The organism is Micromonospora sp. NPDC005707 (assembly GCF_040631005.1).
Classification (GTDB): domain Bacteria; phylum Actinomycetota; class Actinomycetes; order Mycobacteriales; family Micromonosporaceae; genus Micromonospora.
In genome coordinates this window covers 449939-462287 of record NZ_JBEXYR010000003.1, presented here as the reverse complement: position 1 = coordinate 462287, position 12349 = coordinate 449939, and the positions used below count along the sequence as shown (strand labels likewise).

Here is a 12349-nt window from a genome sequence, read left to right as displayed (position 1 = left end):
CCCCGGGCCCGGGGTCAGGACTCGCCACCGCCGGCGGGGTCCTCCTCGGCGCGGGACCGCTGGGCGTTGGCCACCGGCCCCTCGGTCACCTGGTATTCCCGCGGCTCCACCTCGTGGGTGGGCGCCCAACCGGCGCCCAGCCGGGTCCGCCGGGCGTTCGCCACGCCACCGGGGTACGTGCTGTGAAAGGTCATCGGTTCATCCCCCATACCCGGGTGGGCCACTCTGCCCACCCGTGCCGGGAGTCTCCCGCCTCCGGGGCCCGGAAACCGTAATGTGGATCACTAAGCTCAACGGAAATCCCGGGACGCCGGCGTGACGGGCGGCTCGATCGCTTCCAGCCGGTCCGCGGTGAGGCTGATGACACCCTCGTGCCGCTGCAACCGACCCCGCACCACCAGCGCGCCGCTGGTGCGGGCGATTCGACGGTAGCGCTGCCAGAGCCCCGGGGAGCAAGTGACATTCAGCATGCCGGTCTCGTCCTCCAGGTTGAGGAAGGTGACCCCGCCGGCGGTCGCCGGGCGCTGCCGGTGGGTGACGATCCCGCCGACCCGGATCCGCTGCCCCGGCTCCACCCGGCCCAGCCGGGCGATCGGCACCGCGCCGAGGGCGTCCAGCCGCTCCCGGATGAACCGGGCCGGGTGGCTCTCCGGGGACAGGCCGGTGGCCCAGACGTCGGCGACCAGGCGGTCCACCGCCTCCATCCCGGGCAGGGTGGGCGGGGTCGCGCCGGTCACCGTGCCGGGCAGCCGGCCCGGCCGGTCCTGCGCCGCCGCGCCGGCGGCCCAGAGGGCCTGCCGCCGGGTCAGGCCGAAACAGGCGAAGGCGTCCGCGGTGGCCAGCGCCTCCAGGTGCGCCGCGGTCAGGCCGACCCGGCGGGCCAGGTCCGGCATGTCCCGGTACGGCCCGTGGGCGGTCCGCTCCGCCTCGATCCGCTCGGCCACGTCGTCGCCGAGGGTACGCACGCTGCCCAGCCCCAGCCGGACCGCCGGGCCGCCCAGCCCCCAGGCGTGCGGCGGCTCGCCCGGCTGGCTCCCCCACCGGGTCTCCGGGGTGGATTCCAGCACCGCCTTCGCGCCGCTGGCGTTGATGTCCGGCCGGCGGACCTCGACGCCGTGCCGGCGGGCGTCGTCGACCAGGGTCTGCGGCGAGTAGAAGCCCATCGGCTGGGCGTTGAGCAGCGCGGCCAGGAACGGGCCCGGGTGGTAGCGCTTCAGCCAGGAGCTGGCGTACACCAGGTAGGCGAAGCTCATGGCGTGGCTCTCCGGGAAGCCGTAGCTGGCGAACGCGGTGAGCTTGCGGTAGACGTCGTCGGCCAGCTCGCCGGTGATGCCCCGCTCGGCCATCCCCGCGTAGAGCCGGTCGGCGATCTGCGCCATCCGCTCCACCGAGCGCTTCGCCCCCATGGCCCGGCGCAGCTGGTCGGCCCCGGCTGCGTCGAAGCCGGCCAGGTCGATGGCGAGCTGCATGAGCTGCTCCTGGAACAGCGGCACGCCGAGGGTCTTCTCCAGCGCGTTGCGCATCAGCGGGTGCGCGAAGGTCACCGGCTCCTGGCCGTTCTTGCGCCGGATGTACGGGTGCACCGAGCCGCCCTGGATGGGGCCGGGACGGATCAGCGCCACCTCCACCACCAGGTCGTAGAACTCGCGGGGCTTGAGCCGGGGCAGGGTGGCCATCTGGGCGCGGCTCTCCACCTGGAACACCCCGACCGAGTCGGCGCGGCAGAGCATGTCGTAGACCTCGGGGTCGTCCAGGGTCATGTCGCCCAGGTCCAGGCTCATGCCGATCAGGTCGTAGCCGTAGTGCAGCGCGGAGAGCATGCCGAGGCCGAGCAGGTCGAACTTGACCAGGCCGACGGCGGCGCAGTCGTCCTTGTCCCACTGGAGCACGCTGCGGCCGGGCATCCGCCCCCATTCCACCGGGCAGACCTCGATCACCGGCCGGTCGCAGATCACCATGCCGCCGGAGTGGATGCCCAGGTGCCGGGGGAACGTCTGCAGCTCGTTGGCGTACGCCACCACCTGCTCGGGGATGTCCTCCACGTCGACCGCCGCGACCGAGCCCCAGCGGTCGATCTGCTTGCTCCAGGCGTCCTGCTGCCCGGGCGAGAAGCCGAACGCCTTGGCCACGTCCCGCACCGCCGACCGCGGCCGGTAGGAGATGACGTTGGCGACCTGGGCGGTGTGCTCCCGGCCGTACCGGGCGTAGACGTGCTGGATCACCTCTTCCCGGCGGTCGGACTCGATGTCCACGTCGATGTCGGGCGGGCCGTCCCGCTCGGGGGCGAGGAACCGCTCGAAGAGCAGCCGGTGCCGCACCGCGTCCACGTTGGTGATCCGCAGCGCGTAGCAGACCGCCGAGTTGGCCGCCGAGCCCCGGCCCTGGCAGTAGATGTCCTGCTCCCGGCAGAACGCGACGATGTCGTAGACCACCAGGAAGTAGCCGGGGAAGCCCAGGTCCTCGATCATGCGCAGCTCGTGCTCCAGCTGCGCGTACGCCTCCGGGTGCGCCTCGGGCGGGCCGTAGCGCTCCCGGGCGCCGGCCATGGTGAGGTGGCGCAGCCAGCTCATCTCGGTGTGCCCCGGCGGCACCGGGTACGCCGGCAGCTGCGGCGCGACCAGTTGCAGGTCGAAGGCGAGTTCCGCGCCGAACTCGGCGGCCCGGGCCACCGCGCCCGGGTACGCGGCGAACCGCGCCGCCATCTCCGCGCCGCTGCGCAGGTGGGCGGTGGCGGCGGCGGGCAGCCAGCCGTCGATCTCGTCCAGGCTGCGCCGGGCCCGCACCGCCGCCACGGTGGTGGCCAGCCGGCGCCGCCCCGGGGCGGCGTAGTGCACGTTGTTGGTGGCCACCGTGGGCAGCCCCGCCGCGGCGGCCAGCTCGGCCAGCGCGTCGTTGCGGTCGGCGTCGAGCGGGTGGCCGTGGTCGGTCAGCTCCACCGCCACCGTCTCGGCGCCGAAGAGCGCGGTGAGCCGGTCCAGCTCCCGGGCCGCCGCGTCGACACCCTCGGTGAGCAGCGCGCCGGGCACGTGCCCCTTGCGGCAGCCGGTGAGCACCAGCACGTGGTCGCGCAGCTCGGCGGCGACCTCCTCCAGCTCGCCGTAGACCGGGCGGCCCTTCTCCCCGCCGCGCAGTTGCGCCCGGGCGATGGTGGCGGCGAGCCGGGCGTACCCCTCGTGGCCGTGGGCCAGCACCAGCAGGTGCGCGCCGTGCGGGTCCGGCTCGCCGTTCTGCGGGCCGGGCAGCCCGAGGGAGAGCTCCGCGCCGAAGACCGTCGGCAGGTGCAGCGCGCGGGCCGCCTCGGCGAAACGCACCACGCCGTAGAAGCCGTCGTGGTCGGTGACGGCGAGCGCGGTGAGCCCCAGCCGGGCGGCCTCCTCGGCCAGCTCCTCCGGGTGGCTGGCGCCGTCGAGGAAGCTGAAGTTGGAATGCGCGTGGAGCTCCGCGTAGGGCACCGTGTCGTCGGGGCGGGGCAGCTCGGGCGGCGCGTACTGCTGCCGCTTGCGGCTCCACGCCGGGGAGTCGCCGCCGTCGGCGTCGACCGCGAGTGGGTCCACCACGTGCAGGTGCCGCTCGCCCCTGGGCCGTCCCTTGCCGGGCCGCCCGCCGGACCGCCCCTCGGGCCGCCCGGAGAGCACCTGCTCCAGCTCGGACCAGGGCATCTTCGGGTTGTGGAAGCTCACCGGCCGCCTCCCGGGCGGTTCCGCGTCGAGATCTTGGAACCTCGCGGCCCCCAGAGGGGCCGAATTCCTCCAAGATCTGGCTCCACCCTCGCCGGGAGGCGGATGACCGTTGGCAGACTACGAACTTGATGACGCGAATGAATCGCGGAGGCGGAAGCGGAAGCGGACGCAGGAGCAGGAGCAGGCGGCGATCCGTTCACGTCATCAAGTTCGTAGTCTCCAGCGGGTAGGAGCCAACGCGGCACGTCGGCGTGCCGCGCAGCCGGGGCACGCCGCTCAGTCATAGATCGCCTCCACCAGCCACTGGCCGCCCTCGACCGCGAGCAGCAGGGCGGCCCCGTCGGCCAGGCAGACCTGGAACCGGGCGCGACGGCGAGCCTCGGCCGGCGCCCACCAGCGCTCGTCCACCGGCCACGGGCCGGCCCAGCCGACGATCTCGGCCGGCCGGCCGGCGCCGACGGTCAGCCGGGCCGGCGCGGCGCTGACCGCCAGCCGGGCGCTGACCACGACCGGCTCGCCGGCGGCGTCGTGCACGGCGGCCGGCAGCGGGGTGGGCAGCACCACGGCCGGCGCGGGCGGCGGTATCCGCCCTGGCCACGGCGGCACCGGAACCGACGCCGCCGCCCGGGAACGGGTGGACACGGCCCGTTCCGGTGCGGCAGCGGGCGACGGGGGTCCGGCGGTCGGCAGGGGTGGCGGGCCGGGGCGGGCGGGCAGGCGCTCGTCGCCCCACGGGACCAGGCGCACCTGGTCGGCCGGGGAGCGCCCGCCGCCGAGCACGGCGGTGACCACCGCCTCGGGACCGAGGATGCCCTGCACCCGGCTCAACGCGCGGTGCGCCCGCTCCCGCTCCTCGCCCGTCTCCCCCCACAGGCCGGGTTGCAGGCCGGCCTGGGCGAGCACCCCGTCCGGGACCAGCCGCAGCCGGATGATCCCGGCGGTGGGGCGGGCCGGGCGGGCGCCGCCCCGGCCGTTGCTGCCGGAGAGCCAGCCGTCGAGCTGCCAGCGGACCCGGTCGGCGATGGCCGCGGCGGTGAGCAGGCCGTCGTGCCGCCAGACCCGGTGCAGCTCCTGGCCGTGCGCGGTGACCGCCTCGATGCCGAGCCGGGTGCAGGCCAGCCCGTGCGCGGCCAGCCGCTCGTGCAACTGTTCGGCGAGCGTCCGGGCGGCGAACGCCGCGGCGTCGACCCGGTCGATCGGCTCGTCGTGGTCGGCGGTGACGGTCAGGTCGGCGGGCGGCTGCCGGACCGCGAGCGGGCGGTGGTCCCGGCCGGCGGCGAGCCGGTGGGCCAGCGCCCCGTCGAAGCCGAACCGGGCCAGCACGTCCCCGGGGGGCAGCGCGGCGAAGTCGCCGAGGGTGCGCACACCCAGCCGGCGCAGCAGGTCGGTCAGGGCGGGCCGGCCGAGCGCCTCGACGGGCAGGCCGGCCAGGAACTCCGGGGACCCGCCGGGGGGCACGATCCGCCCGTCCCGGGCGGCCAGCCCGGCGGCGAAGACCCCGTCGGCGATGCCGACCTGGCTCTCCACCGCGCAGGTCTGGGCGACGTGCTCGACGATCCGCTCGGCCGCCGCCTCCTCGCCGCCGAGGTAGCGGCTGGGGCCCCGGGCGGCCAGCGCGCAGGCCCCGGGGCGGATCACCTCGACCCCGGCGACCACCTCCTCGACGGCGGCCACCACCGGCTCGAACGCCCGGGCGTCCCGGGCGGGATCGTGGTCGACGACGGTGAGCTGGGGGCAGCGCCCCTGCGCCTCCCGCCGGCGCAGCCCCCGGCGCACGCCCTCGGCGCGGGCCCGCTCGGAGCAGGCGACCACCCGGTTGGCGTGCAGCACCACGACCGGGTCGGTGGCCGGCACCCCGTCGACGATCTCGGCGGCGAGGACCGGCCAGTCCGGGCACCAGAGCAGCAGGGTCCGCGCCGGCGCACCGCTCATGCCGACCCGACCACGGTGAGCGGCCGGACGGCGGCGGCCGGGGCCACCACGCTGAGCCGGCGGCCGGCGGTGCGGACGGCGCCCGCGCCGGTCGACCGGGGGATCACCCGGGTCAGCTCGTCGCCGGGCAGCCAGACCTTGATCTCCTTGGGGCGGGCGGCCGCGCCCCGGCCGCGGGCCGAGACGGTCACCTCCCGGCGGCGCAGCCGGCCCCGGCCGGGCCCGAGCCCCTCCCAGACCCCGCGGACCACCTGGAGCGTCACGTCCGCGCCGTCCCACCGGCCGTACGGGACGAGCACGCTGCCGCGCTGCCGGGCCCGGGCGGCCAGCCGGTTGGCGACCGAGGCGGAGACCGTGGTCGGCACGGCCGTGACCACCACGTCGACCCCATCGATGAGCGCCGCGACGACGGTGGGCCACTCCGGCCCGGGGTTCGGCACCAGGGCGAGCCGGTCCAGGGCGATGCCGGCCTCGGCCGCCGCGCCGGCCCCGAAGGTGGGCACGCCGACCACGGCGCACCACGAGCCGGCCCGGGACGCCTCGGCGAGCAGGGCAAGGATCAGGGAGGTGGCGCCGCTGCGGCGGGGCTGGCCGGCGCCGACCGCGATGGTGCTGCCGCGCCGCAGCCCGCGGTTGGGCAGCAGCCCGGTCAGCTCGGGCCGGACGGGGAGCACCCGGTGGCCGCCCGCCGGGTCGGGCGCGCTGGCCGGGCGTACCAGATCGGCAAGGGCGGCGGAACCGACCACCATGCGGCCCGCCATCGGACCAACCCCCCGTCGTGTTTCGGCCACGGGCATTGGCCCGTGGATGGTGCTGTGGATCGTGCGGTGCGGGACGCGGTCAGCGGCCCGGCGCGGCGTGCTCGCCGGCGCCGGGAGTGGCGCCCGGCCACCCGGGGTCCCGCCGGTGGTGGCCGGGCGCCACGACTCAGGCGGCGGCTGCTCCGGGTCGCGGCGTGGCGTCAGGCCCGCCGCGACCGAGCGGCCTGTGCAGCCCGTCGAGCGCCGGTTGGTGGGCCAGGCCGAGCGCGGTCTCCACCACGGTCACGAACTCCTCGGCGGCGCGGAGCAGGTCGTCGGCCTCCCGGGCGGTGACCACCCGGGGGATGCCGGCCTCGGCGGCGGCCCGCTTGCTGGCCCCGGCGGCGAAGTAGGCGGCCCACTCGTCCAGCTCGGGGGCGACGGCGGCGAGCAGCACCCAGACGCTGGTGATCCGGTTGCGCCGGGTGGGTGCGGGGCGGGCGCGGGCGGCCAGCAGGGCGGCGGCGGCGCGCAGCGCGGCGAGGTGGGCGGCGGCGTACCGGAGGCCGTCGGGGCGGGTCCGGGCTGCCTCGGCCAGGCCGTGGCGGGCCACCACGAGCAGCTGGGCGGGGGTGCGGTGCGGCAGCACGTGCGCGGGCACCGTGGGCGCCTGGGCCGGACTGGTCGACATGGTCTCTCCTCCGCGTGGGCCGGGGCGGGGCGGCCGCGCGACGGGGATCCGTCGCCCGGGATGCCCGGAACGGGCGGTGCGGAGGAAGACGCACCCGGTGGGGCCGGCCGGGTGTGGACGCTTCCCCACACCACACCCGGCCGGCGTACCGGCGGGTCCGTCGCCCGCCGCCCGGGGGTCGTGGGCGGCGGGCGACGATCCTGCCTTGACGGGTCCGGACTCGCGACTGTCCGGAGCCCGGTGCGGTCCGCGGAACCGCACCTCCCGGGAGCCGGAGCCGCGAAACACCGCTCCCGGACGTTGGAACGAGCGTACGACTGAATCGAACACTCGTTCTAACTGCTCTGACAGTACACCCCCCCTCCGACGAAAACGCAACGTGTGACGCGCCGGGGAAGACGGCGGATTCTCAGGGCGCGCACAGCATCGGCAAAGGAGCCGCCGAACTCCGGGCTCCAGGGTTGACGACATGAACGCCAGCCGTACCGAGAAGAACCCCCGGTGACCGCCGCCGTCGCCGGCCGGCGGACCCCGCGCCGGGCCCTGCCGGCGGCCCCCGCCTGGTGGGCCGACGTGGCCGCCAGCGCCGCGGCGCTCAGCCTGCTCGTGGTCACCGCGCTCTGGACCGCGGACCGCGGCGTGCAGGAACTGCTGGGCGGCGGGGCCACCGGCCTCACCTCGCTCGGCCGGCTCGCCGGCCTGGTCAGCGCCGACCTGATGCTCGTCCAGGTGGTGCTCATGGCCCGGGTGCCGCTGATCGAGCGGCGCTTCGGCCAGGACCGGATCGCCCGCTGGCACCGGCTCACCGGCTTCACCTCGTTCCACCTGCTCCTGGCGCACGTGCTGCTGACCGTCCTCGGGTACGCCGGCACCGCCCGCCGGGGGGTGCTCGCCGAGACCTGGGACCTCGTCGTCACGTACCCGGGGATGCTGCTGGCCACCGCGGCGCTGGCCCTGCTGGTGCTCGTGGTGGTGACCTCGGTCCGCGCGGCCCGGCGCCGGCTGCGCTACGAGTCCTGGCACCTGCTGCACCTGTACGCGTACCTGGGCGTGGCGCTGGCGCTGCCGCACCAGCTCTGGACCGGCGCGGACTTCGTCGCCTCGCCGCTGGCGCGCGCCTACTGGTGGACCGTCTACCTGCTGGCGCTGGCCAGCGTGCTGGTCTGGCGGCTCGGGCTGCCCGCCTGGCGTTCCCTGCGGCACCGGATCGAGGTGGCCGCCGTGGTCCCCGAGGCGCCCGGGATCACCTCGGTCTGGCTGCGCGGGCGCGACCTGCACCGGCTGCCCGTCCGGGCCGGACAGTTCCTGCTCTGGCGGTTCCTGGACGGCCCCGGCTGGTCCCGGGCCCACCCGTACTCGCTGTCCGCGCCGCCGAACGGCGACCTCATGCGGATCACGGTCAAGGACCTGGGCGACGGCAGCGCCCGGGTGGCCGCCCTGCGCCCCGGCACGCGGGTGCTCGTCGAGGGGCCGTACGGGCGGCTCACCGGGGAGCACTGGCGCGGCGGCGGGATCACCATGCTGGCCTGCGGGGTCGGCATCACCCCGCTGCTGGCGCTGCTCTGGGAGCTGCCGTACGCGCCCGGCCGGGCGGTGCTGCTCTACCGCGCGCGTACCCCCGACGACCTGGCCTTCCGGGCGGAGCTGGACCGGCTCGCCGCCGAGCGCGGGCTGGTCGTGCACCACCTCGTCGGCCCCCGGGCGGCGCGCCCGTCCTGGCTGCCGGCCTACGCCGAGGGGCTCTCCGACGCGGAGGCGCTGCGCCGGCTCTCCCCCGGCGTCGCCGGCCACGACGTCTTCCTCTGCGGACCGGACGGCTGGGTCGACGCCGCCCGCGCCGCGATCCGTGCGGCGGGGGTCCCCGACGCGCACGTCCATCACGAACGTTTCGCCTGGTGACAGGCACGAAGGGAGGATCCGTGCGACGGATCACCGGCTGGCTGCTCTCCACCGTGGCGGCGCTGGTGCTGCTGTTCAGCTACCGGACCAGCACCATGGGCACGGGTGGGGAGAGCAGCGCGATCACCTCGGGCGCGGACGGCTCGACCGGCAGCACCTGGCGCGGCGCGAGCGACGGCGCCGGCTCCTCGACCGGCAACGACAGCGGCGGCGACGACAGCGGCGGCGGCCGGGTCAGCGGCGGCAGCGGCACGGCCACCGGGTCGGTGGCGCAGACCCGGTGGGGGCCGGTGCAGGTGGAGATCACCGTCTCCGGCGGGAAGATCACCCACGTCACCGCGGTGCAGGTGCCCGACGGCAACCACCGGGACCAGGAGATCAACGACTACGCCGTGCCGATCCTGCGGCAGGAGACCCTGACCGCGCAGAGCGCGCGGATCGACACGGTCTCCGGGGCCACCGTCACCAGCGACGGCTACCGCGAGTCCCTCCAGTCCGCGATCGACGCGGCGCACCTGAAGTGAGCGGGACCGTGACCGAACCGGACCGGCGCGCCTGGGTGGCGCAGGTGATGGGGCTGCCGGTGAGCGTGCACCTGCGCGGCCCCGGGGTGCGCACCGACGCGGTGGCCGAGCGGGTGGCGCGGGTCTTCGCCGAGCTGCGCGACGTGGACGCGACGTTCAGCACGTACCGGCCGGACAGCGTGCTGGGCCGGCTCGGCGGGGCGATGCCCGATCCGGCCGCCGCGGATCCGCTGGTGCGCGAGGTGGTCGAGCGCTGCGAGGCGGCCCGCGTCCGCACCGGCGGGTGGTTCGACGCCCGGCGGCTGCCGCTGCCCGGCGGGGGCACCGGCTTCGACCCGTCCGGCCTGGTCAAGGGATGGGCGGTGGAGCGGGCGGCGCGCCGGCTGGCGCTGCCCGACCACGACCTGTGCCTCAACGCCGGCGGGGACGTGCTGCTGCGTACCGCGCCGGGCCGGCCGGCCTGGCGGGTCGGGATCGAGGACCCGGAGCGCCCCGAGCGGCTGCTCGACGTCGTCGAACGCCCGCACGGCGCCGTCGCCACGTCCGGCACCGCGCGGCGCGGCGCGCACATCACCGACCCGCGCGCCGGGCGGCCGGCCGAGGCCGTCCGGTCGGTCACCGTGGTCGGCCCCGAGCTGCTGTGGGCCGACGTGTACGCCACCGCGGCCGTCGCCCGCGGCGCGGACGCGATCGACTGGCTGGCCACCCTGGACGGGTACGCGGCCCTGCTGGTGGACGCCACCGGCGGGATCCGGACCACCCCGGACTGGCCCGGCTCCCGGCCGGCGGCTCAGACCCGCGCCGCGTAGTCGGGCAGGTCGGCCTCGGTGGCCAGCGAGCCGGTGCTGCGGACCAGCATCGACTGGACCGGCCGGGTGGCCAGCAGCCGGTCCCGCAGCCACAGCCCCCAGCCGGTGGCCGGGGCGAGGAAGTGCCCGGGGCTGGCGCCGCGCTGCCACCGGCCGGCGTAGCCCCGCATCCGCCGCTCGTACGCGGGCAGCGCCACCCGCTGGTCGCCGCCGGCCAGGGCCAGCTCACCAGCGAGCACGTACGCCCCGACCAGCCCGGTGCCGACCCCCATCCCGCCGAGGGTCACCCCCCAGGCCGCGTCGCCGAGCAGCACCGCCCGGCCGGCGTGCCAGTGGGGCACGCTGACCCGGGCGATCGCGTCGAAGTAGAGCTCGGGCGCGGCGCGCAGCCCGGCGAGCAGCCGGGGCACGTGCCAGCCCAGCCCGGCGAAGGCGTCGGTGATCAACGCCTTCTGCCGGTCGAGGTCGAGCCGCTCGTGGTCCTGCCGGGGCGAGGCGAACACGACGAGGGCGCCCGCCCGGCCCGGCTCGCGCTGGTCGGCGGCCACGCTGGCCATCCGGCCGGGCACGTTGTACTGCCGGGGCACGGTGTCGAAGCCGCCGTCGTCGGGCACGTCCCAGCCGGCCAGGTGGTAGCCGAGGTGGCGGACATACGCGGACTCGGGCCCGAACGCGAGCCGCCGCACGCCGGAGTGCAGCCCGTCCGCCCCGACCACCAGGTCGACGGTGCGGGAGGCGCCCCGGGCGAGGTCGACCCGCACGCCGTCGGCGGTCTCGGTGAGCGCGGTGATCCGGTCGCCGAACACGTACCCGACGCGGTCGGCGCCGCGCTCGTAGAGGATCCGGGACAGGTCCCGGCGGAGGACCTCCAGCTCGCCGCCGGCGAACTCGGCCGGCAGCCGGAAGATCTCCCGGTCGTGCTCGTCCACCCGGCTCATGGCGCCGGCGTGGGTCTGCACCGCGCGCAACTCGTCGAGCACGCCCATGGCGGCGAGCACGCCGAGGTGGGTCGGGCCGCGGAAGTCGACCGCGAAGCCGCTGGTCCGCAGCGCGGGCGCGGCCTCGACGACGGTGACCTCGGCCCCGTGCCGGGTCAGCCACCAGGCGACCGCCGGGCCGGCCACCCCGGCGCCGGAGACGAGCACGCGGAAACCGCGAAGTGGAGTGGGCATGTCTTCCCCCGGTTCTAAACTGTGTCCCTCGGATACAGAGTACTCTAGACACAGTTTTGAGCCGAGGACAAGAGGGGTGACCGTGGAGACCGGTGGCGTCGACCAGGGCCGGCTGTTCGAGCTGCTGTGGGGGACTCCGACCGCCCCCCGGCGCGGGCCGCGCCCCACCCTCACCCTCGCTGCGATCGCCCGCGCCGGCATCGCCATCGCCGACACCGACGGGCTCGACGGGCTGACCATGCAGCGGGTCGCCGAGTCGTTGGACGTCACCAAGATGGCGCTCTACCGGTACGTGCCCGGCCGCGCCGAACTGGTGGCGCTCATGCTGGAGACGGCGGTCGGCGAGCCGCCCCCACCGCCCGCCGGGGCCGACTGGCGCGGCCAGCTCGACGACTGGGCCCGGCAGCTCTTCGACCGGTTCCGCCGGCACCCGTGGGCCCAGGCGGCGACCGCCGGCCCCCGGCTGCCCGGCCCCAACGAGCTGGCCTGGCTGGAACGGGTCGTCGCCGCCCTCGCCGGCACCGGGCTGACCGGCGGCGAGCAGCTCGACGTCGCGGTGCTCCTGGTCGGGCACGCCCGCAACCTGGCCCAGCACGCGGCGCCCGACGACGCGCCCGGCGCGGGCCGGGAGGCCGCCTTCGGCGTCCTGATCCGCGGCCGGGAGGAGCGGTTCCCGGCGCTGGACGCCGCCCTGCGCGACACCGACCTGGAGGCCCCCGACGCGGCCCTCGACTTCGGCCTGGCGCGGATCCTCGACGGCATCGACGCGCTCATCACCACCCGCTCGGCCCGTCGATCATGAAGTTGTCGCGACCCGGAGCGGCGTGTCGCGACAACAACTTCATGATCGACGCGCCCGGCGGTGGGACCGGACGCGGTGAGGAGGGCGCGGTGGGGAGAAT

General features: G+C 76.5%; 10 protein-coding genes. 4 read left to right on the top strand and 6 right to left on the bottom strand.

Features of this window, described 5'->3' with window-relative positions:
* Positions 1-14 precede the first annotated feature (14 nt).
* From ABZ452_RS07335 to ABZ452_RS07315, 5 genes are all read right to left on the bottom strand, one after another.
* The gene (locus tag ABZ452_RS07335; RefSeq protein WP_313719185.1) at positions 15-194 is read right to left on the bottom strand and encodes a hypothetical protein; all 180 of its coding nucleotides are present in this window, start codon (positions 192-194) and stop codon (positions 15-17) included.
* A gap of 96 nt (positions 195-290) precedes the next feature.
* Entirely contained in the window at positions 291-3680 is a 3390-nt protein-coding gene (locus tag ABZ452_RS07330) for an error-prone DNA polymerase (RefSeq protein ID WP_357939864.1), read from the bottom strand.
* 276 nt (positions 3681-3956) lie between these two features.
* Complete coding sequence (locus tag ABZ452_RS07325; protein WP_357939862.1) at positions 3957-5612, bottom strand: DNA polymerase Y family protein; 1656 nt, start codon at positions 5610-5612, stop codon at positions 3957-3959.
* Positions 5609-6373, bottom strand: coding sequence for a hypothetical protein (locus ABZ452_RS07320; protein ID WP_357939860.1), 765 nt, complete (start codon positions 6371-6373; stop codon positions 5609-5611). Before ABZ452_RS07320 ends, ABZ452_RS07325 begins: the two co-directional genes overlap by 4 nt.
* 166 nt (positions 6374-6539) lie before the next feature.
* Positions 6540-7043 (bottom strand): SAV_6107 family HEPN domain-containing protein, encoded by a 504-nt coding sequence (locus ABZ452_RS07315; RefSeq protein WP_357939858.1) that lies wholly within the window; start codon positions 7041-7043, stop codon positions 6540-6542.
* 501 nt (positions 7044-7544) lie between these two features.
* On the opposite strand from ABZ452_RS07315, the gene ABZ452_RS07310 reads away from it, so the two are divergent.
* The 3 genes from ABZ452_RS07310 to ABZ452_RS07300 are packed head-to-tail and all read left to right on the top strand — an operon-like array spanning position 7545 to position 10275.
* Positions 7545-8942, top strand: a complete 1398-nt coding sequence (locus ABZ452_RS07310) for a ferredoxin reductase family protein (protein WP_357939856.1) — start codon at positions 7545-7547, stop codon at positions 8940-8942.
* Between the two features lie 20 nt (positions 8943-8962).
* Positions 8963-9466, top strand: coding sequence for an FMN-binding protein (locus ABZ452_RS07305; protein WP_357939854.1), 504 nt, complete (start codon positions 8963-8965; stop codon positions 9464-9466).
* An 8-nt stretch (positions 9467-9474) separates the two neighbouring features.
* Positions 9475-10275 carry an FAD:protein FMN transferase gene (locus ABZ452_RS07300; protein ID WP_357939852.1) on the top strand — a complete coding sequence of 267 codons (801 nt, stop codon included), beginning with the start codon at positions 9475-9477 and terminating at the stop codon, positions 10273-10275.
* On the opposite strand, the gene ABZ452_RS07295 is transcribed toward ABZ452_RS07300, so the two are convergent.
* Positions 10257-11447: an FAD-dependent monooxygenase gene (locus tag ABZ452_RS07295; protein WP_357939850.1), complete on the bottom strand. Its 1191-nt coding sequence runs from the start codon at positions 11445-11447 to the stop codon at positions 10257-10259. The two genes, ABZ452_RS07300 and ABZ452_RS07295, sit on opposite strands and share 19 nt — an antisense overlap.
* Before the next feature lie 76 nt (positions 11448-11523).
* On the opposite strand from ABZ452_RS07295, the gene ABZ452_RS07290 reads away from it, so the two are divergent.
* Positions 11524-12249 carry a TetR/AcrR family transcriptional regulator C-terminal domain-containing protein gene (locus ABZ452_RS07290; RefSeq protein ID WP_357939848.1) on the top strand — a complete coding sequence of 242 codons (726 nt, stop codon included), beginning with the start codon at positions 11524-11526 and terminating at the stop codon, positions 12247-12249.
* The last annotated feature ends 100 nt before the right edge of the window (positions 12250-12349 follow it).